Below are 19,658 nucleotides of genomic sequence, written 5' to 3'. Positions count from 1 at the left end.
CGCGGCGCGGCGCGCCGGTCAAGCCGGGACCGGCTTGCGCATCGGGTTGTTCGGATGCGTCGTCCAGTTGGCCGGGGTGGCGCTCACCGTCTCGCCGGTGCGGGCGTCCACCTCGCCGGGTGCCAGCGTGCGCAGGGTGATGCACTCGGGCACCGGGCAGACGGTGACGCACAGGTTGCAGCCCACGCATTCGTTCTCCAGCACCTCGAAGTGGCGCTTGCCGTCCTTGACCGCGGTGATGGCCTGGTGCGAGGTGTCCTCGCAGGCGATGTGGCAGCGGCCACACTGGATGCAGCTGTCCTGGTCGATCACCGCCTTGCTGACGGCGCGCAGGTTCAGGTGCTGCCACTCCGTCACCGTGGGCAGGGCGCGGCCGCGGAACTGCTCGATGGACGTGAAGCCCTTGTCGTCCATCCAGTTCGACAGGCCGTCGGCCATGTCCTGCACGATCTTGAAGCCGTAGACCATGGCCGCGGTGCACACCTGCACATTGCCGGCGCCCAGGGCGATGTAGTCCAGCGCGTCGCGCCAGCTGCCCACGCCGCCGATGCCGCTGATCGGCATCCCCGCTGTCTCGGGCGCGCGGCCGATCTGCGAGACCATGTTCAGTGCGATGGGCTTGACGGCCGGGCCGCAGTAGCCGCCGTGGGATCCGTAGCCGCCGGTGGCCGGCGTCATCGTCAGGGTGTCGGGGTCGACGCCCATGATCGAGGTGATGGTGTTGATCAGGCTCACCGCGTCGGCACCGCCGCGCTTGGCGGCGGCGGCGGGCTGGCGGATGTCGGTGATGTTGGGCGTCAGCTTCACGATCACCGGCAGCTTGCTGTACTGCTTGCACCAGGCGGTGACCATCTCGATGTACTCGGGCACCTGGCCGACTGCGGCGCCCATGCCGCGCTCGCTCATGCCGTGCGGGCAGCCGAAGTTGAGCTCGATGCCGTCGCAGCCGGTGTCCTCGACCATCGGCAGGATGGCCTTCCAGGCGCTCTCGGTGCACGGCACCATGATGCTGACCACCAGCGCCCGGTCGGGCCAGGCGCGCTTGACGGCGCGGATCTCGTCCAGGTTCAGCTGCAGCGGCCGGTCGGTGATCAGCTCGATGTTGTTGAAGCCCAGCAGCTTGCGGTCGGGCGTGAGCAGGGCGCCGTAGCGCGGGCCGCTGACGTTGACGATGGGCGGCCCGTCCTCGCCCAGCGTCTTCCAGACCACGCCGCCCCAGCCGGCCTCGAAGGCGCGGTGCACGTTGTAGGCCTTGTCGGTCGGCGGCGCGCTGGCCAGCCAGAAGGGGTTGGGGCTGGAGATGCCGGCAAAGGTGGTGCGCAGATCGGCCATGGTGTGTGTGCTCCGCTTCAAGCGATCAGTTGCGAATGGATGGCCAGGGCGGCGCGCTTGCCGTCCTCCACCGCTTCCACCGTCAGGTCGCGCCCGCCCAGCCGGCAGTCGCCGCCGGCATACAGGCCGGCCACGCCGGTGCGGCCGTCGTCGTCGGCCACCACGCGGCCGTCACGCAATGTCAGGCCGCAGTCGGCCAGCAGGCTGCTGTCGAGCTTCTGGCCGATGGCCTTGAGCACCATGTCGGCGGCCAGGGTCTCGTGCAGCCCGGTGGGCTGCAGCTGGCCTTCCATCAGCACCTGGCGCTCGAAGCGCACGGCGGCCACATGGCCGGCAGCTGCGCCGCTGCCGGGCAGCAGCGCCTCGGGCACCAGCCAGTGGTGGATGCTGATGCCATGCGTCTGCGCCCACTCCTGCTCGGCATGGCTGGCGCCCATGGTGGCCGGGCCGCGGCGGTAGACCATGTGCACCTGCTCGGCACCCAGCAGCTTGCTCTGCACCGCCGCGTCCACCGCGGTCATGCCGCCGCCGATCACCACCACGCGGCGGCCGATCGGCAGGGTGGATGGGTCGGCCGCCTGGCGCAGCTCGGCGATGAAGTCGACCGCATCGCGCACGCCGTCCAGGTCTTCACCCGGCACGCGCAGCGCCTGGGTGCCGGCCAGGCCCACGGCCAGGTAGACGGCGGCATGGCCGTCGCGCAGCGCCTGCAGCTGGGCGGCGGTCTGCAGCTTCCAGCCGGTCTTCAGCGTGATGCCGCCGATGCCCAGCAGCCAGTCCAGCTCACGTTGCGCGAACTGGCCGGCCACCTTGTAGCTGGCCAGGCCGTACTCATTGAGGCCACCGCCCTTGGCCTGGGCGTCGTGCAGCACCACGCTGTGGCCCAGCCGCGCCAGGCCCACGGCGCAGGCGATGCCGGCCGGCCCGGCACCGACCACGGCCACCGTCTTGCCGGTGGGCGTGGCGCGCGGGAAGAGGGCGCTGATCGGCTGGTCCATCACCGCATCCACCGCATAGCGCTGCAGCTTGCCGATCTCCACCGGCTTGCCTTGCTGGGTGGTGCGCACGCAGACCTGCTCGCACAGCACCTCGGTCGGGCAGACGCGGGCGCAGGTGCCGCCCAGCGGGTTGGCCTCCAGGATGGCCTTGGCGGCACCGCGCAGGTTGTCATCGGCGATGCGCTTGATGAAGCTGGGCACGTCGATGCCGGTGGGGCAGGCGGTGGCGCAGGGGGCGTCGTAGCAGTACAGGCAGCGTTCGGCCTCGACCAGCGCCTGGGTCCGCGTCAGCCGCGGGGCGGCGTCGGCAAAGTGCTGGGCGTACTGCTCGGCGGCCAGCCGGGCGGGCCGGATGTCGGGGCCGGCATCGGTGGTGGTGGGCGGGGGCACACGCATCTCCTGCAACACCAGGCGGATGGGTGGCCTGGATTCACCTGGAAGCTGACCGTTTGGTCAGGATTTGCCCGGATCTTACGCAACCACCGTGCCAGCCATCGACCCCGGACAAACCCCCGCGCGCGCCGTCTCGCCGCCCTGCCTTGCACGCCACCGGTGCATGGTGGTGTTGTGCGGCACAGGCTTGGTGAGGCGCTGCACCTTGGGCGGCTTGGGGCTCGTTGCGGAAGTTGTCGGTTCACCATCTTCAGCATGAGGATGAACGCCTCGGTCGTGCCTGAGCGCAGGGCCTCCCGGCCCGGCGCGATCGCTCAAACACAGCGACCGCTTCGAGCCCCAACCAGCCCGACGCTGAGCCGCACTTTGGCGTGTCCTGCTGCGACAGGACAGACAACCCAATCGCCAACCCACAAGCTCTCGTTCGTTGTTGATCAGGAGCCATCGATGTCTGCCATGCCCGACCGCATTCGCCAAGCCGCCCAGCGCGCCCAGGCTGACCTGGCCGATGAGACCACGCCCCTGCTGCGCAATGCCTGGTACGTGGCCGCGCTGGCCCCGGAGGTGTCACGCCAACCGCTGGCGCGCCGGCTGGTCGACATCCCGGTGGTGCTCTACCGCCGCGAGGACGGCCGCGCGGTGGCGCTGGAAGACCGCTGCGCCCACCGCTCGTTCCCGCTCTCACGCGGGCAGGTGGTCGGCGACAACCTGGTCTGCGGCTACCACGGCGCCTGCTACGGCGCCGACGGCCGCTGCACCCGCGTGCCGTCGCAGGCCCAGGTGCCGCCCGGTGCGGTGGTGCGCAGCTTTCCGCTGATCGAGACCGGCGCGCTGCTGTGGATCTGGCCTGGTGATCCGGCGCTGGCCGATCCTGCCCTGCTGCCTGCCCAGCCCTGGATGTCCGACGCCGGCTGGGCATCGTCCACCGAGCGCCTGCACCTGCGCGCCAGCCATGTGCGCCTGCACGAGAACCTGCTGGACCTGACGCACCTGAGCTTCCTGCATGCCAACAGCTTCGGCACGCCCGACTACGCCAGCGCACCGTTCGAGACGGTGCTGGACGAAGCCGCCGGCCGCTTCAGCCTGCACCGCACCGTGTCGCCCACCCGGCTGCCACCGCTGTGGGCCGTGCCCACCGGCCTGGGCGGCGTGGACGCGGCGCGGGTGGTCAGCTCCAGCTTCCTGTCGCCCGCGCTGCATGTGGTGGCGGTGAAGTTCTACGCCTGCGCCTTGCCGGAAGACGCCCAGCCCGCACGCGCCATCCGCACTGCCCACCTGGTCACGCCTGAGAGTGCCACCCGCACCCACTACTTCATCCAGCACGCCCGCAACTTCGCGCTGGACGATGCCGAGATCACCCGCTTCATGCACCAGCAGCTGCTGCAGGCCTTCCAGGAGGACGTGGACGGGCTGGAGGCGATCGAGACGCTGCTGGCCGGCTACCCGGCGCGCCAGCCCGAGATCAGCTTCCATGCCGACAAGGCGTCGCTGGCCATGCGGCGCTGGCTGAAGCGCCAGGCCGAGGCCGAGGCGCTCAGCCGCGCCGGCTGAGCAGGCCGAACAGCTCGACCTGCCGCCGCACGCCCAGCTTGGTGAAGGCCCGCTGCCGGTAGGTGGCCACGCTGGTCGGGCTCAGGCCCAGGGTCCGGCCGGCCTGCTTGGCGCTGTGGCCGGCCAGGATGGCGTCGACCACCTGGCGCTCGCGCACCGACAGGGCGTGGAGTGGATCCACCGGCTTCACGGCCGTCAGGGCCAGATGGCGCTGCAGCGCCGCCGCCAGCAGCGCCGCCTGGTCACCCAGCCGGGCCAGCGCAGCGTCATCGCTGTCGCGCACCTGCACCGGCCTGTAAGCGCTGAACACGGTGCAGCCTGCGTCGCTGTCGGGCATCAGCAGCGACAGGCGGCTGGCCAGGCCCACGGTGGCATAGCAGTCGTGCCGCCATTGGGCGCTGGGCAGCTGGTCGGCCTGCTGGCTGCACAAACCCAGCTGGCCCGGCGCCAGGGCGGGCGCGTGCAGCTGGAGGTCCAGCCGGTGGTGCTGGCCGGCCAGGTAGCGCTGGCCGGCCACCTGCGCGGCATCGCCCTGCCGGCTGGCCGCGGCCAGCAGCACGGGCGTCTGGCCTGGCGACCAGCGCAGCAGCGAGACGGCGCTGGCGCCGGCCAGGCTGCTGCACAACGACAGCACCTCACGCCAGAAGCCCTGGCCGCCGATCTGGCCAACCAGCGCCGGCCAGCCGCCGTCGGAGTTGGTTGCCGCCAGGGTGTGCATGGCCGGCGGGTGTGGCTGTCAGCCGGCCAGGCCGGCCACCGCCTGGTGGGCCGCTTCCACGCCCTGCGCCAGCACCTGCTGCTTCCAGGCGTCGGTGTTGGTGTAGAAGGCGTCGCGCACCTGCTGGCGGATGCGCTGGCGTTGGTCGGCCGGCAGCTCGGGGTGGTTCTCGGCCCACTGGTCGGCGCGCAGCGCATCCAGCACCTGGGTGATCGGCACGGTGCCGTACTCCAGCGCGATGCCGGTGTGCTCGGCCTGCGGGCATTCCTGCGGGCCGGCCTCCCACATCAGGCCCGTCAGCACGGCCGAGGTGGAACTGCCGTCGTAGATGGAGGTGATGGCCTGACCAACCGGCCCGCCCCACCAGGCGCGGGCGCGGGCGATGGCCACGGCGTCGTCGCCGCCGGCAAAGATGCGCTCGCCCACACCGCTGGGGCCCAGGCCGGTGTGCAGGTCGATCCAGGCCAGGCGGGCGCAGCGCTGCCCATGGTCGCGCAGCACCTGCCGCACCGCCTGGTGGCTCCAGGTCGGGTTGTGGCCGCCGTAGAACAGGCCCTCGGGGTGGTGGTACTGGCCGCCCGACACCGCCGCCTGCCAGGCCGGCAGGCCGTGGCTGGCGATCCAGGCCTGCGTGGCCTGCTGCACCGCCGGCGTGGGTGGCCACTCGGCCGGTACCAGCAGATGGGCGATGGCGTCGTAGGCCGTGTTGCGCGGCAGCGGCTGGCTGAAATCCTGGAAGTTGCGGTTCAGGTCGACGTTCTCATGCGTGGTGCGCCGCCACCAGGAGAAGCCGTGCGGGTTCAGCGCATGCAGGTAGAGGATGGCCACACCGCTGGCCCGGGCGGCACGGCGCAGCGCGGCATCCTGCAGCAGTGTGGTCTGCACGCCCGAGCCGCAGTAGCCCTCCACCCCGTGGCAGGCCGAGCTGACCAGAAGCACCGCCCGGGCATCGGCCGGGCCGTCGCGCACCACGTCCAGCGCCAGAGTTTCACCTTCGCGGCCCAGCAGCGGGTGGATGTGGGCCTGGCTGTCCAGCCCCGCCGCTTCGGCCGCAGCCAGGAACTTGGCCCGTGCCTCGGCGTAGGTCTGCGAGAAGTTCGCGGTCGACATCGGGCCCCTTCAGCGCGGCGTGGCCAGCCACTGTTCTGCGATGCGCACCCAGGCGGTGGCGCCCAGCGGGATCAGGTCGTCGTTGAAGTCGTAGGCCGGGTTGTGCAGCATGCACGGGCCCAGGCCGTGGCCGCCCTCGCGGTGGGCGCCGTCGCCGTTGCCGATCATGAAGTAGCAGCCCGGCTTCTCCAGCAGGTAGTAGCTGAAGTCCTCGGCGCCCATCGTGGGCTCGAAGGGCAGCACGTTCTCGGCACCCACCACCTCGCCCAGCACCTTCTCGGCAAAGGCCGTCTCGGCCGGGTGGTTGATGGTGGGCGGGTAGTTGCGGTGGAACTGGAATTCGCAGCTGCAGTCGTAGGCCGCCGCGGTGGCCTCGGCCATGGCCTTCATCCGCGTCTCGATCATGTCGAGCAGCTCGGTGGTGAAGGTGCGCACCGTGCCCTGCATCTCGCAGGATTCGGGGATCACGTTGGTGGCCTCGCCGGTGTGGATCATCGTCACCGAGATCACGCCGGTGTCGATCGGCTTCATGTTGCGCGAGATGATGGTCTGGAATCCCTGCACCAGTGCCGCGGCGGCGGGCACCGGGTCCACGCCCAGGTGCGGCATGGCGCCATGCGCGCCCTTGCCCTTGAGGATGATCTTGAACTCGTTGCTGCTGGCGTAGCAGGGGCCGCTCTTCAGCGCGAACTGGCCCACCGCCATGCCCGGCCAGTTGTGGGCGCCGAACATCGCCTCCATCGGGAACAGGTTGAACAGCCCGTCCTTGATCATCTCGCGCGCGCCGCCGCCGCCTTCCTCGGCCGGCTGGAACACCAGGTACACCGTGCCGTCGAAGTTGCGGTGGCGGGACAGGTGCTTGGCCGCCGCCAGCAGCATCGCGGTGTGGCCGTCGTGGCCGCAGGCGTGCATCTTGCCGGCGTGCTTGCTGGCATGGGCGAAGGTGTTGCCCTCCTGCATCGGCAGCGCGTCGATGTCGGCTCGCAGGCCCACCGCGCGGTTCGACGTGCCGTTCTTGACGATGCCCACCACGCCGGTCTTGCCCAGGCCGCGGTGCACCGGGATGCCCCAGTCGGTCAGCGCCTTGGCGATCACGTCCGACGTGCGCTGCTCCTGGAAGCACAGCTCCGGATGGGCGTGGATGTCGCGTCGCAGCGTGGTGATGGCGGCCGCATCGGCCAGGATGGATTCGATCAGGCGCATGGTGTGTCCGGCAGGCTGTGGAAGCGGGCCAGTCTAGCGGCCCGCCTGTGCCCCGCACAGCCCGCAGGGCAAGGGCCTGGGGCAAACCCGCGGCGCGGCCGTGGCGGGCCGTGCAGCCGCCCCGCGCCTTGTGCAATAGTGGCCGGATGAACACCGAAGCCGCCACCGACGCCCCGATCACCACCGTGCGCGGCGCCTGCCCGCACGACTGCCCGGACACCTGCGCGCTGAAGGTCAGCGTGCAGGGCGGCCGGGTGATCAAGGTGGCGGGCGACCCCGACCATCCCCCCACCCACGGCGCGCTGTGCACCAAGGTCTCGCGCTACCCCGAGCGCACCTACCACCCCGAGCGGGTGCTGACGCCACTGAAGCGCACCGGCCCCAAGGGCAGCGGCCAGTTCACGCCGGTCAGCTGGGATGACGCGCTGACCGACATCGCCAGCCGGCTGGGTGCCATCGCCGCGCGCAACCCCGAGGCCATCCTGCCCTACAGCTATGCCGGCACCATGGGCCTGCTGCAGGGCGAGAGCATCGCCGCCCGCTTCTTCCACACCCTGGGTGCCAGCCTGCTGGACCGCACGATCTGCGCCAACGCCGGTGGCGAGGCGCTGGTGGCCACCTACGGCGGCAAGATCGGCATGCACCTGGAGGACTACGCCCAGGCGCAGCTGATCCTCATCTGGGGCAGCAACTCGATCGCCAGCAACCTGCATTTCTGGACCTTCGCCCAGCAGGCCAAGCGCAACGGCGCCACCCTGGTCTGCATCGACCCCCGCCGCACCGAGACAGCCGAGAAGTGCCACCAGCACTTGGCCATCCAGCCGGGCACCGACGGCGCCCTGGCCCTGGGCCTGATGCACGAGCTGATCACCCACGGCTGGCTCGACGAGGATTACATCGCCCGCCATGTCGACGGCTTCGACAAGCTGCGGCCCAAGGCCCTGGAATGGCCGCCCGAGCGGGTGGCCCAGGTCTGCGGCATCACCGCCGATGCAGTGCGCCACCTGGCCCGCGCCTACGCCACCACCCGCCCGGCGGCCATCCGCCTGAACTACGGCATGCAGCGCTGCCGCGGCGGCGGCAATGCGGTGCGGTTGATCGCGCTGCTGCCCTGCCTGACCGGCGCCTGGCGCCAGCGTGGCGGCGGCCTGCTGCTGTCGGCCTCGCACTGGTTCCGCGGCGCGGTGGATGCGGCGGCGCTGCAGCGGCCCGATCTGCTGGGGGGAAAGCGCCCACGCACCATCAACATGAGCACCATCGGCGACGACCTGCTGCGCGACGCTTCACCCACCTTCGGCCCGAAGGTCGAGGCGGTGGTGGTCTACAACAGCAACCCGGTGGCGGTGGCGCCGGATTCCCAGAAGGTGGTGGCCGGCTTCCAGCGCGCCGACCTGTTCACCGTGGTGCTGGAGCACTTCCTCACCGACACCGCCGACCATGCCGACTACGTGCTGCCCGCCACCACCCAGCTGGAGCACCTGGACGTGCACACCAGCTACGGCCACACCTATGTGCTGATCAACCACCCCGCGGTGCCGCCGCTGGGCCAGGCCCTGCCCAACACCGAGATCTTCCGCCGCCTGGCCGCCAAGATGGGTCTGACCGACCCGTGCCTGCAGGACAGCGACGAGGCCCTGGCCCGCCAGGCCGTGCCGTCGCTGGACTTCGACCGGCTCAGCAGCCAGGGCTGGGTCAAGCTGCCGCTGCCCGCGCTGCCGTTTGCCGATGGCGGCTTCCACACGCCCCACGGCAAGGCCATCGTCGATGCGCCCGGCCTGGGCGTGCCCGACTACGTGCCCCCCTACGAAAGCCGCAGCTCGTCGCCCGAACTGGCCCGGCGCTTCCCGCTGGCGATGATCTCGCCGCCGGCGCGGCATTTCCTCAACAGCACCTTCGTCAACGTCACCAGCTTGCGCAGCATCGAGGGTGAACCGCTGGTCGAAATGCACCCCGACGATGCCGCCGCCCGCGGCATCGCCGACGGCCAGCTGGTGCGGGTGTTCAACGACCGCGGCAGCTACCGCTGCAAGGCGGCGGTGGGCAGCCGGGCACGGCCCGGCGTGGTCAACGGCCTGGGCGTGTGGTGGCGCAAGCTGGGCGTGGACGGCACCAACGTCAACGAGCTGACCAGCCAGCGCCTGACCGACATCGGCCGCGCCCCCACCTTCTACGACTGCCTGGTCGAGGTGGCGCCGGCCTGATGACGCCCGGGTTGCGGACAGCGTGCGCCTCGGTGCGGCGATGAGGTGGGCGGCCCTGGGCAGCCTGGCCACCATGGCCGCGGCGCTGGCCGCCGTCTGCCTGGGCAGCGGCTGCAGCACGGTGGGCTACTACGCCCAGTCGGTCGGTGGCCACCTGGATCTGCTGCAGCGCGCCCGGCCCATCGACGACTGGCTGGCCGACCCCGCCACGCCACCGGGGCTGAAGGCCCGGCTGCAGGTGGCGCAGCAGGCCCGGCGCTTTGCAGTGACCGACCTGGCCCTGCCCGACAACGCCAGCTACACCCGCCACGCCGACCTGGGCCGCAGCGCGGTGGTGTGGAACGTGGTGGCCGCGCCGCCGCTGTCGCTGAACCTCAAGACTTGGTGCTACCCGGTGATGGGCTGCGTCGGCTACCGCGGCTTCTTCGACCAGGCCCAGGCCGAGGCCGAAGGCGCGGCGCTGCGCGCCCAGGGGCTGGAGGTCAGCGTCTACGGCGTGCCGGCCTACAGCACACTGGGCTGGACCAACTGGCTCGGCGGCGATCCGCTGCTCAACACCCTGGTGGGCGGCAGCGAAGCTTTCACCGTGCGGCTGATCTTCCATGAACTGGCCCACCAGCAGCTGTATGTGGCCGGCGACACCATGTTCAACGAGAGCTATGCCACGGCGGTGGAGCGCCTGGGCCTGGCGCGTTGGCAGGCCGCCACCGGCCGCAGTGCCGACGACCCGGCAGTGGCCCAGCGGGCGGCCGATTTCCGCGCCATCACGTTGCGCACCCGCGCCGCGCTGGCGGCGCTGTACGCCAGCGATCTGGACGATGCCACCAAGCTGCAGCACAAGGCCGGGCTGATGGCCGCGATGCGGGCCGACCACGCGGCGCTGAAGGCCCGGCCCGATGGCCCCTGGGCCGGCTTCAGCGGCTACGACGGCTGGTTCAACCGCGCCAACAATGCCAGCCTGGCGCTGCAGGCCGCCTACGATGGCCTGGTGCCGCAGTTCGAGGCGCTGTTCCGCCAGCAGGGCAGCGATTTCGCCCGTTTCCATGCCGAGGTACGGCGCCTGGCCGCGCTGCCGGCCGACCAGCGCCGTGCCGCGCTCGACCAATTCCAACCCTGAGGGAGACCGACCCCATGCCCGACATCCACATCCACCGCGACCACAGCCTGGGCCTGGCCAAGGCCCGCAAGGTGGCCTGGGACTGGGCCGAGCAGGCCGAATCCAAGTTCGACATGGAATGCACCGTGCTGGAGGGCAAGACCAGCGACACGGTGGAGTTCACCCGCAGCGGCGTCAGCGGCACGCTGATCGTGGCGGCCGACCACTTCGACCTGCATGCCAAGCTGGGCTTCCTGCTGGGCGCCTTTGCCAAGACCATCGAGGGCGAGATCCAGAAGAACCTCGACGAGCTGCTGGGTGCGGCGGCCGCGGCGGGCGCTGCCAAGGCCGCCAAGCCCGCCGCCAAGAAGGCGGCGGCGAAGAAGAAGTAGGTCGCGGCCTACTTCAGGCTCTCGATCAGATCGATGTAGTCCTGCATCGCGTCGTCGGCGCTGGTGCCCTTCAGGCCGTTCCAGGCATCCCACTTGGCGCGGCCCACCATGTCGGTGAAGCCGGGGCGCTTGCCGTCCACGTCACCGGCGCTGGCCTGCTTGTACAGCGCGTAGATCTTCAGCAGCGTCATGTTGTCGGGCTTTTCGGGCAGTTGCTTGCTCTCGGCAACCGCCTGCTCGAAGCGGGCTTTCAGATCGGCCATGCGCATGTCTCCTGTGCGTGAAAATCGGTGTTGACGCGGCGGATGTTACCCAGCATCGTGCACCGCACCTGCAGCTGCCACCGCCGGCTGCCACAACAACCGCCCCGAGGAGACCCGCCCGATGACCGCCCCTGCCGAGCGCCGCATGTCGCGGGTCGATACCGCGTGGCTGCGCATGGACAACGACGTCAACCTGATGATGATCGTCGGTGTCTGGCTGCTCACCCCGGCCATCACGCTGGAGGCGCTGCGCGAGCGCATCGAGACCCGGCTGCTGAAGTACGAGCGCTTCCGCCACAAGGCCGTGGCCGACGCCATGGGCGCCAGCTGGGTCGAGGACACCGACTTCGACATCACCCGCCAGGTGGTGCTGGAGACGCTGCCGAAGAAGCGCGGCCAGACCGAGCGCCAGGCGCTGCAGCAGCGCTGCGGCGAACTGGCCGTCACGCCGCTCGACCCGGACCGCCCGCTGTGGCAGTTCCACCTGGTCGAGCGCTACGAGGGCGGCAGCGCCATCATCGCCCGCATCCACCACTGCATCGGCGACGGCATCGCGCTGATCTCGGTGATGAACTCGATCACCGACGGCGGCAACGATCCGCCCAAGCGCCGCCGCAAGCAGGCCGACGACGACGGCGACCAGGACTGGCTGTCGGACGCCGTGCTCAAGCCGCTGACCGGCCTGGCGGTGAAGGCCCTCGACATGTACGGCAGCGGCGTGGCCCGCTCGATCGAGGCGCTGTCGCACCCGCGTGAACCGCTGCAGGGCTCGCTGGACATGGCCAAGGCCGGCCTGCAGGTCGCCAGTGACCTGGCCGCGCTGGCGCTGATGGCCGACGACTCGCCCACCCGCCTGAAAGGCAAGCCGGTGGGCCGCAAGGTGGTGGCCTGGAGCGAGCCGATGCCGCTGGACGTGGTCAAGGTGGTCGGCAAGGCGCTGAACTGCTCGGTCAACGACGTGCTGCTGAGCTGCGTGTCGGGCGCCATCGGCGGCTGGCTGCGAGACCAGGGCGACAACCCCGACGGCGCCGAGATCCGCGCCATGGTGCCGGTCAACCTGCGGCCGCTGGAGAAGGCCTGGCAGCTGGGCAACCGCTTCGGTCTCGCGCCACTGGTACTGCCCATCGGCATCCACAACCCGGTCGAGCGGGTCTACGCCGTGCGCCAGCGCATGAACCAGTTGAAGGGCAGCTACCAGCCGCTGCTGGCCTTCGGCGTGCTGGCCGTCACTGGCCTGTTCATCAAGCCGGTGCAGGACGTGGTGCTGGGCCTGTTCGCCAAGAAGACCACCGCGGTGATGACGAACGTGCCCGGCCCGAAGGAGCCGCTGAAGTTCTGCGGCAGCACGCTGCGGCAGACCATGTTCTGGGTGCCGGCCTCGGGCGACGTGGGCGTGGGTGTGTCCATCCTCAGCTACGGCGGCGGCGTGCAGTTCGGCCTGATCACCGACGCGGGGCTGTGCGCCGATCCGCAGGCCATCATCGACCGGTTCGAGCCCGAGTTCCAGCAACTGCTGATGCTGTCGCTGATGCTGCCCTGGGGCGACACCCCGGCGGATTGAGCCGCCGTTGCCTGCCGGCTAGCGACCGCCGGCTGGCGGCTCACCTGGCCGCTGGGTGGAGGGCGCGCTGCCCTCGCCGTCGGCCGGGTGCAGCAGTTCGCCCAGGGCGGACTCCGGCGGCTCGGCATCGTGGCCGTCGTCCTGCGGATCATCATGCCGGCGCGGCCGCATGCCCGAGCGCAGGAAGCGGTTGTGGTGGTTCACCCGCGGCAGGAAGCGCGCCAGCTCGCTCAATGCCATCTGGTAGACATCCCGCTTGAACTCGATCACCAGCTCCAGCGGCACCCAGTACTCGTTCCAGCGCCAGGCGTCGAACTCCGGGTGGTCGGTGGCGCGCAGGTCCAGGTCGCTGTCGCGGCCCATCAGGCGCAGCAGGAACCAGATCTGCTTCTGGCCACGGTAGTGGCCGCGGGCGTCCTTGCGGATGAAGTGGTCGGGCACTTCGTAGCGCAGCCAGTCGCGGGTGCGCGCCAGGATGCGCACATGTTCGGGCCGCAGCCCCACTTCCTCGTGCAACTCGCGAAACATCGCCTGCTCAGGCGATTCACCGTACTTGATGCCGCCCTGCGGGAACTGCCACGAGTGGGTTCGCAGCCGTTTGCCCCAGAACACCTGGTTGCGCGCATTGAGCAGGATGATGCCGACGTTGGGCCTGAAGCCTTCCCTGTCGAGCATAATCAAACCCCAATTTCTAGATTGGTTTCATTATTGCACCGGCGTTGTGCGGCCCGGGAACCCTCGGTAACCCGCATGCAGATCCAGCGCCAGCGCGCCCCGCAGCGCCCGGTCGGCCGGCATGGTGAAACCCCGCCGAGCCCCCGATGAAAGCCTCCCAGTTCTTCATTTCCACCCTGAAGGAAGCGCCCGCCGACGCCGAGGTGGTCAGCCACCAGCTGATGATGCGCGCCGGCATGATCAAGCGCCTTGGCGCCGGCATCTACAACTACATGCCGATGGGCCTGCGGGTGATCCGCAAGGTCGAAGCCATCATCCGCGAGGAGATGAACCGCGCCGGCGCGGTGGAGCTGCTGATGCCGGTGGTGCAGCCGGCCGAGCTGTGGCAAGAGACCGGCCGCTTCGACAAGATGGGCCCCGAGCTGCTGCGGGTGAAGGACCGCCACGAGCGCGACTTCATCATCCAGCCCACCAGCGAGGAGGTGGTGACCGACATCGCCCGGCAGGAGCTGCGCAGCTACCGCCAGCTGCCGAAGAATTTCTACCACATCCAGACCAAGTTCCGGGACGAGCGCCGCCCGCGCTTCGGCATCATGCGCGGCCGCGAGTTCACGATGAAGGACGCCTACTCCTTCGACCGCGATGCCGCCGGCGCCGCCGTCAGCTACCAGGGCATGTTCGACGCCTACAAGCGCATCTTCGACCGCTTCGGCCTGCAGTACCGCGCGGTGGCGGCCGACACCGGCGCCATCGGTGGCGACCTGAGCCATGAGTTCCAGGTGATCGCCGACACCGGCGAGGACGCCATCGTCTACTGCCCGACCAGCGACTACGCCGCCAACATCGAGCTGGCCGAGGCCGTGGCGCCGGCCGCCCCGCGCGCCGCGCCCGGCCAGGCGCTGGCCAAGACGCCCACGCCCGGCAAGAGCACCTGCGCCGACGTGGCCACGCTGCTGGGCCTGCCGCTGCAGCAGACCGTCAAGAGCCTGGTGCTGGCCACCGACGAGCTCGACGAGCGTGGCGACATCGTCAAGAGCACGGTGTGGCTGCTGCTGGTGCGTGGCGACCACGACATGAACGAGATCAAGGTCGGCAAGCTGCCGGGGCTGAAGGCCGGCTGGCGCTTCGCCACCGTGGCCGAGATCGAGGACCACTTCGGCTGCAAGCCCGGCTACCTGGGTCCGATCGGGCTGAAGAAGCCGCTGCAGGTGATCGCCGACCGCACCGTGGCGGGCATGCATGACTTCGTCTGCGGCGCCAACGAGGCCGACTTCCACTTCACCGGTGTGAACTGGGGCCGCGACCTGCCCGAGCCCACCCTGGTGGCCGACATTCGCAACGTGCTGGCCGGCGACCCGTCGCCTGACGGCCAGGGCGTGCTGGCCATCCAGCGTGGCATCGAGGTGGGCCATGTGTTCTACCTGGGTACCAAGTACAGCCAGGCGATGAACGCCACCTACCTGGACGCCAACGGCAAGCCGCAGCTGATGGAGATGGGCTGCTACGGCATCGGCGTCACCCGCATCCTGGGCGCGGCCATCGAACAAAGCCACGATGCCCGCGGCATCATCTGGCCGGCCTCGATCGCGCCGTTTGCCGCGGTGCTGTGCCCCATCGGCTACGACCGCTCGCCTGAGGTGAAGGCTGCTGCCGATGCGCTGCATGCCGAGCTGCTGGCCGCCGGCGTCGACGTGCTGCTGGACGACCGCGGCGAGCGCCCCGGCGCGATGTTCGCCGACTGGGAGCTGATCGGCGTGCCGCAGCGGGTGGTGCTGTCCGACCGCGGCCTGAAGGCCGGAACGGTGGAACTGCAAGGCCGGCGCGAGGATGCCGCCAGCATGGTGCCCCTGGCCGAGGTGGCCGCTCTGGTGAAGGGCCGGCTGTCGGCATGATGGCCCCGGGCCGGCGGGCCTGGCTGGCGCGCTGTGCCGGCGCCCTGGCCGGGCTGGCGGCGCTGCCGCCGGCGCAAGCCGGCACCCAGGCCGAGGAGCCACTGGCCGATGCCGTGCGCACGGCGCTGTCGGCCGCCATTGCCCGCGCCGCGCCGCCGCGCCTGCCGTTTGCCAGCACCGAGCAGCGCCTGGCCTTCCTGCAGTGGCAGGGCACGATGTCCGAGCGGCTCAAGCGCCACAAGACCGAGGCGCACACCCGGCTCGAGTTCCTGGAGACGCTGTGGTACGAGAGCACCCGCGCCGGCCTGGAGCCGGCCCTGGTGCTGGGGCTGATCCAGGTGGAGAGCGGCTTCCGCAAGTACGCCATCAGCAGCGCCGGGGCGCGCGGCTACATGCAGGTGATGCCGTTCTGGGCCCGGCTGATCGGTGACGGCGACGCATCGCGCCTGTTCCACCTGCAGACCAACCTGCGCTTCGGCTGCGTGATCCTGCGCCACTACCTGGACACCGAGCGCGGCAACCTGTTCATGGCCCTGGGCCGCTACAACGGCAGCCGCGGCAAGGCCGCCTATCCCGACGCGGTGATGGCCAACCGCAACCGATGGCTGCCTTGACTCAGGCGCGCAAGCCCTGCCAGGCCTTGGGTGCGGCGCGGGCGATGCCGGCCAGCGCCAACACCCGTTCCACCGTGTCGTCGACCAGCTCGTCGATGCTGGCCGGCTTGTTGTAGAAGGCCGGCAGCGGCGGAAAGACGATGCCGCCCATCTCGGTGACGGCGGTCATGTTGCGCAGGTGGGCCAGGTTGAACGGCGTCTCGCGCACCAGCAGGATCAGGCGGCGCCGTTCCTTCAGCGTCACGTCGGCCGCGCGGGTCAGCAGGTTGTCGCCGAAACCGTGGGCCACGGCCGCCAGCGTCTTCATCGAGCAGGGCGCCACCACCATCGCGGCGGTGTCGAAGCTGCCGCTGGCCACGCAGGCGCCGATGTCGCCGGGGGCGTAGGACCGGTCGGCCAGCGCGTCGAGCGCGGCGCGGTCCATGTCCAGCTCGTGGTGGGCGTTCAGCACGCCCGACGGGGTGACGACCAGATGCGTCTCGGCACCCAGCGCGCGGGCCCGCTGCAGCAGCCGCACGCCATAGATGGCCCCGCTGGCACCGCTGATGCCAACGACGAGCCGAGGGGCCGTCACTTGTTGATCAGCTGCTGCAGCTCGCCCGACTGGTACATCTCCATCATGATGTCCGAGCCGCCGACGAATTCACCGTCGATGTAGAGCTGGGGGATGGTCGGCCAGTTGGCGTATTCCTTGATGCCCTGGCGGATCTCGTCGTCTTCCAGCACGTTGACGGTCTTCAGTTCCTTCACGCCGCTGGCCTTGAGCACCTGGATGGCACGGCCGGAGAAGCCGCACTGGGGGAACTGTGCCGTGCCCTTCATGAACAGCACCACGCGGCCGCCCTTCACGATGCTGTCGATGCGTTGTTGAACGTCGCTCATGTCTCTGGTCCCGGGGGGAGGGGTTGTGTCAGGTGCGCTTTATACGGCAAAGCGCCCCGTCCAAGCGGGGCGCCGGCGGTTTGGCCCCAAGCTGGGGCGCCGATTCAGAAGGCCAGCGTCATGCCCAGGCGCACCATCGGCAGCAGCCTTGGCAGGCCGTCGCTGCCCAGGCTGAGGCCGGGCCGGTCCAGCCGCAGCGGGCCGAGGCCGTTGGCGGCCAGGCCCAGGTCGGCGCTGAAGCCCCAGCGGCCGTCCAGGCTGCCGCTGGCATAGCCCACGCCGGCATAGGGCTGGGCCGACAACTGGCCGGTGGTCAGCAGGCCGCTGGCCGATTGGCGCAGGTTGATCAGCAGGCCGCCGGTCAGCCGCAGGCCGCCGGTCTCGCCCAGGCGCAGCGCGCTGAACTGGTAGTCGCCCAGCAGGCGCAGGCTGTGGGTGGAGGTTGACGGTGTGAGCCAGGGGCCCAGGCCGCGCAGGGCCGGCAGCGGGCTGGCGTCGCGCTCGAAGCGGGCCTGCCAGACCGGCCCGCCCAAGGCGTCCGGTGCGGCGGTCAGGCCGCGGGTCTGGGCCTGGGCCCAGGGCGCCACCGTGGCCGCAGCCGTGGCAGCGGCCAACAGCAGGGGGGTGAGGGTCTGGCGCATCGCAGTCTCCCGGGGAGCCGGGCGGCCCCACCCGAGGAGCCACCACACAACCATCGTACGCCCGTGCTGCCGGGCCGTGTTCCGGCAACTGTGGTGTCCATCACCCTTTGTTCCCGTCCTCCCGGCGGCCACCGGTGCAGCGGGCATGGCCGCCCAGATCCAGGCGGTGGCCGATCGAGCCGAAGCCGGCCTCGGCCAGCAAGGCGGCCACGGCATCGGCCTGGTCCCAGCCATGCTCCAGCAGCAGCCAGCCACCAGGGTGCAGGTGGGCCGGCGCGCCGGCAATGATCTGGCGCAATGCGTCCAGGCCGTCGCCGCCGGGTGTCAGCGCCAGCTGCGGCTCATGGCGCAGGGCCGGCAGATGCGGATCGGCGCCGGCGATGTAGGGCGGGTTGCTCAGCACCAGGTGGAAGCGGGCGCCGGCCGGCAGCGCCTGCCACCAGGCGCCTTCGGCCCACTGTGGCGCCAGGCCCAGGCGGCGGGCATTGGCCTGGGCCACGGCCAGCGCGGCCGGGCTCAGGTCGGTGGCTGTCACCTGCGCTGCGGGGTGGCGGTGGGCCACGGCCAGCGCGATGGCACCGCTGCCGGTGCCCAGGTCGGCCACCTGGGGCGGCGTCGGCAGCGTGGGCAGCAGGTCCAGCGCCCAGTCGACCAGGGTCTCGGTGTCGGGCCGGGGCACCAGCACATCGGGCGTGACCTGCAGCGTCAGCCCATGGAAGCCGGCCTGGCCGACCAGGTAGGCCAGCGGCTCGCCGTCGGTGCGGCGGCGGCAGAGGGCGGCGTAGGTGTGCGCGTCGGTGGCGGCCAGCGGCTGCTCGTCGTGGCTGATCAGCCAGGCGCTGGTCTGCCCCAGCACATGGCCCAGCAGCCACTGGGCGTCGAGCCGGTCCAGGCCCTGGGCACGGGCGGCGGCCAGCGCCTGGGCGATGGTCGGCGCGCCGGCCGCGGTGCTCACGTCGACCGCGTTGCTCAAGCCGACCGCGTTGCTCAAGCCGCGCCCTCCAGCGCCGCCAGCTGGTCCTGCGCCTGGGCGGCCTGCAGCGCGCCCACCACGTCGCCCAGGTCGCCGTCCATCACCGCGCCCAGCTTGTACAGCGTCAGGTTGATGCGGTGGTCGGTCAGCCGGCCCTGCGGGAAGTTGTAGGTGCGGATGCGGTCGCTGCGGTCGCCGGTGCCCACCAGGCTCTTGCGGTGGGCGGCTTCCTTGGCCTCGCGCTCGGCACGCTCGCGGTCGCGCAGCCGGGCCTGCAGCACCGCCAGCGCCTTGGCCTTGTTGCGGTGCTGGCTGCGGTCGTCCTGGCACTCGGCCACCAGGCCGGTGGGCAGGTGGGTGACGCGGATGGCCGAATCGGTCTTGTTGACGTGCTGGCCGCCGGCGCCGCTGGCGCGGAAGGTGTCGATGCGCAGATCGGCCGGGTTCAGCGTGATCTCGGTGGCCTCGTCGGGCTCGGGCAGCACGGCCACGGTGCAGGCGCTGGTGTGGATGCGGCCCTGCGATTCAGTGGCCGGCACCCGCTGCACCCGGTGGCCGCCGCTCTCGAACTTCAGCTGGCCGTAGACGGCCGGGCCTTCGACCCGCAGCACCAGCTCCTTGTAGCCGCCCAGGTCGCTGGCGTTTTCGCTGAGGACCTCGGTGCGCCAGCCCTGGCGCTCGCAGAAGCGCAGGTACATGCGTGCCAGGTCGCCGGCGAACAGCGCCGATTCATCGCCACCGGTGCCGGCGCGGATCTCGACGAAGGCATTGCGGGCGTCGTCCGGGTCCTTGGGCAGCAGGGCGGTCTGCAGCTCGGTCAGCAGGCGGGCCAGGTCGGCCTCGGCGGCGGTGATCTCCTCGCGCGCCATCTCGGCCATGTCGGCGTCCTGGCCGGGCTGGGCCAGCAGCTCGCGGGCGGCGGCCAGGTCGGCCTCCCGCTGCTCGTAGTCGGCCAGGCGCTGCACCAGGGCGGCAGCCTCGGCCTGTTCGCGCGCCACGCTGCGGTAGCGCTGGATGTCCTGGCTGAGCGCCGGATCGGCCAGGTGGGCGTCCAGCTCGGTCAGGCGCATCGCGAGGCGCTGCAGTTGCTGGCGGAGGGCGGGTTTCATGGGGATGGAGGTGGACTGCGCCAAAAGCCACAGGCCCGTGGCCGGCGGGGCGCG

Annotated in this window: 19 protein-coding genes; 7 read left to right on the top strand and 12 right to left on the bottom strand. The window is 70.9% G+C overall.

Features of this window, described 5'->3' with window-relative positions; translation table 11 throughout:
* Window positions 1-18: 18 nt before the first annotated feature.
* Together preA and FFT10_RS15455 are read right to left on the bottom strand one after the other, a co-directional pair.
* Window positions 19-1,332, bottom strand: coding sequence for an NAD-dependent dihydropyrimidine dehydrogenase subunit PreA (gene preA / locus FFT10_RS15460; protein WP_137733741.1), 1,314 nt, complete (start codon window positions 1,330-1,332; stop codon window positions 19-21).
* A gap of 17 nt (window positions 1,333-1,349) precedes the next feature.
* Entirely contained in the window at window positions 1,350-2,720 is a 1,371-nt protein-coding gene (locus tag FFT10_RS15455) for an NAD(P)-dependent oxidoreductase (protein ID WP_373282532.1), read from the bottom strand.
* A 450-nt stretch (window positions 2,721-3,170) separates the two neighbouring features.
* Here FFT10_RS15455 and FFT10_RS15450 point away from each other — a divergent pair, with 450 nt between their 5' ends.
* The gene (locus FFT10_RS15450; protein WP_137733739.1) at window positions 3,171-4,274 is read left to right on the top strand and encodes a Rieske 2Fe-2S domain-containing protein; all 1,104 of its coding nucleotides are present in this window, start codon (window positions 3,171-3,173) and stop codon (window positions 4,272-4,274) included.
* Here the strand turns inward: FFT10_RS15450 and FFT10_RS15445 are convergent.
* The 3 genes from FFT10_RS15445 to FFT10_RS15435 are packed head-to-tail and all read right to left on the bottom strand — an operon-like array spanning window position 4,258 to window position 7,305.
* Window positions 4,258-4,992, bottom strand: a complete 735-nt coding sequence (locus tag FFT10_RS15445) for a helix-turn-helix transcriptional regulator (RefSeq protein WP_137733738.1) — start codon at window positions 4,990-4,992, stop codon at window positions 4,258-4,260. The two genes, FFT10_RS15450 and FFT10_RS15445, sit on opposite strands and share 17 nt — an antisense overlap.
* Window positions 4,993-5,010: 18 nt before the next feature.
* On the bottom strand, window positions 5,011-6,102 hold the full coding sequence (locus FFT10_RS15440; protein WP_137733737.1) for a M14 family metallopeptidase: 1,092 nt from the start codon (window positions 6,100-6,102) through the stop codon (window positions 5,011-5,013).
* A 9-nt stretch (window positions 6,103-6,111) separates the two neighbouring features.
* Window positions 6,112-7,305, bottom strand: a complete 1,194-nt coding sequence (locus tag FFT10_RS15435) for a M20 aminoacylase family protein (protein WP_137733736.1) — start codon at window positions 7,303-7,305, stop codon at window positions 6,112-6,114.
* 146 nt (window positions 7,306-7,451) lie between these two features.
* On the opposite strand from FFT10_RS15435, the gene FFT10_RS15430 reads away from it, so the two are divergent.
* From FFT10_RS15430 to FFT10_RS15420, 3 genes are read left to right on the top strand one after another with little or no spacing between them, the layout of a single operon-like run.
* Entirely contained in the window at window positions 7,452-9,506 is a 2,055-nt protein-coding gene (locus tag FFT10_RS15430; RefSeq protein ID WP_137733735.1) for a molybdopterin-containing oxidoreductase family protein, read from the top strand.
* A gap of 40 nt (window positions 9,507-9,546) precedes the next feature.
* Window positions 9,547-10,623 (top strand): aminopeptidase, encoded by a 1,077-nt coding sequence (locus FFT10_RS15425; RefSeq protein WP_137733734.1) that lies wholly within the window; start codon window positions 9,547-9,549, stop codon window positions 10,621-10,623.
* Window positions 10,624-10,637: 14 nt separating this feature from the next.
* Window positions 10,638-10,994, top strand: coding sequence for a polyhydroxyalkanoic acid system family protein (locus FFT10_RS15420; protein WP_137733733.1), 357 nt, complete (start codon window positions 10,638-10,640; stop codon window positions 10,992-10,994).
* Window positions 10,995-11,002: 8 nt separating this feature from the next.
* On the opposite strand, the gene FFT10_RS15415 is transcribed toward FFT10_RS15420, so the two are convergent.
* Window positions 11,003-11,257: an acyl-CoA-binding protein gene (locus FFT10_RS15415; RefSeq protein WP_137733732.1), complete on the bottom strand. Its 255-nt coding sequence runs from the start codon at window positions 11,255-11,257 to the stop codon at window positions 11,003-11,005.
* Window positions 11,258-11,378: 121 nt separating this feature from the next.
* On the opposite strand from FFT10_RS15415, the gene FFT10_RS15410 reads away from it, so the two are divergent.
* The gene (locus FFT10_RS15410; protein WP_137733731.1) at window positions 11,379-12,818 is read left to right on the top strand and encodes a wax ester/triacylglycerol synthase family O-acyltransferase; all 1,440 of its coding nucleotides are present in this window, start codon (window positions 11,379-11,381) and stop codon (window positions 12,816-12,818) included.
* 18 nt (window positions 12,819-12,836) lie between these two features.
* Here the strand turns inward: FFT10_RS15410 and FFT10_RS15405 are convergent, their stop codons facing one another.
* The gene (locus FFT10_RS15405) at window positions 12,837-13,493 is read right to left on the bottom strand and encodes an RNA pyrophosphohydrolase (protein ID WP_137733730.1); all 657 of its coding nucleotides are present in this window, start codon (window positions 13,491-13,493) and stop codon (window positions 12,837-12,839) included.
* Window positions 13,494-13,639: 146 nt separating this feature from the next.
* Between FFT10_RS15405 and FFT10_RS15400 the strand changes: the two genes are divergently transcribed.
* Both FFT10_RS15400 and FFT10_RS15395 read left to right on the top strand, forming a co-directional pair.
* On the top strand, window positions 13,640-15,385 hold the full coding sequence (locus tag FFT10_RS15400; protein ID WP_137733729.1) for a proline--tRNA ligase: 1,746 nt from the start codon (window positions 13,640-13,642) through the stop codon (window positions 15,383-15,385).
* Window positions 15,385-15,999, top strand: coding sequence for a lytic transglycosylase domain-containing protein (locus tag FFT10_RS15395; protein WP_137733772.1), 615 nt, complete (start codon window positions 15,385-15,387; stop codon window positions 15,997-15,999). Before FFT10_RS15400 ends, FFT10_RS15395 begins: the two co-directional genes overlap by 1 nt.
* 1 nt (window position 16,000) lies before the next feature.
* Here the strand turns inward: FFT10_RS15395 and FFT10_RS15390 are convergent, their stop codons facing one another.
* The 5 genes from FFT10_RS15390 to prfA form a co-directional block, all read right to left on the bottom strand.
* Window positions 16,001-16,573, bottom strand: coding sequence for a UbiX family flavin prenyltransferase (locus FFT10_RS15390; protein WP_137733728.1), 573 nt, complete (start codon window positions 16,571-16,573; stop codon window positions 16,001-16,003).
* A complete protein-coding gene (grxD, locus tag FFT10_RS15385; RefSeq protein WP_137733727.1) occupies window positions 16,570-16,881 on the bottom strand; it encodes a Grx4 family monothiol glutaredoxin in 312 nt (103 codons plus the stop codon). The genes FFT10_RS15390 and grxD overlap by 4 nt, the downstream gene beginning before the upstream one ends.
* A 104-nt stretch (window positions 16,882-16,985) precedes the next feature.
* Window positions 16,986-17,522: a hypothetical protein gene (locus FFT10_RS15380; protein WP_137733726.1), complete on the bottom strand. Its 537-nt coding sequence runs from the start codon at window positions 17,520-17,522 to the stop codon at window positions 16,986-16,988.
* A 100-nt stretch (window positions 17,523-17,622) separates the two neighbouring features.
* The gene (prmC, locus tag FFT10_RS15375) at window positions 17,623-18,513 is read right to left on the bottom strand and encodes a peptide chain release factor N(5)-glutamine methyltransferase (protein ID WP_228027126.1); all 891 of its coding nucleotides are present in this window, start codon (window positions 18,511-18,513) and stop codon (window positions 17,623-17,625) included.
* On the bottom strand, window positions 18,510-19,604 hold the full coding sequence (prfA, locus tag FFT10_RS15370; protein ID WP_137733725.1) for a peptide chain release factor 1: 1,095 nt from the start codon (window positions 19,602-19,604) through the stop codon (window positions 18,510-18,512). The genes prmC and prfA overlap by 4 nt, the downstream gene beginning before the upstream one ends.
* Between the last annotated feature and the right edge of the window lie 54 nt (window positions 19,605-19,658).

The sequence above is a fragment of the Pseudaquabacterium pictum genome, assembly GCF_005403045.1.
GTDB classification, from domain to species: Bacteria; Pseudomonadota; Gammaproteobacteria; order Burkholderiales; family Burkholderiaceae_C; genus Pseudaquabacterium; species Pseudaquabacterium pictum.
The sequence above is the reverse complement of the archived record's forward strand: the minus strand, read 5'-3'. Positions and strand labels throughout refer to the sequence as shown.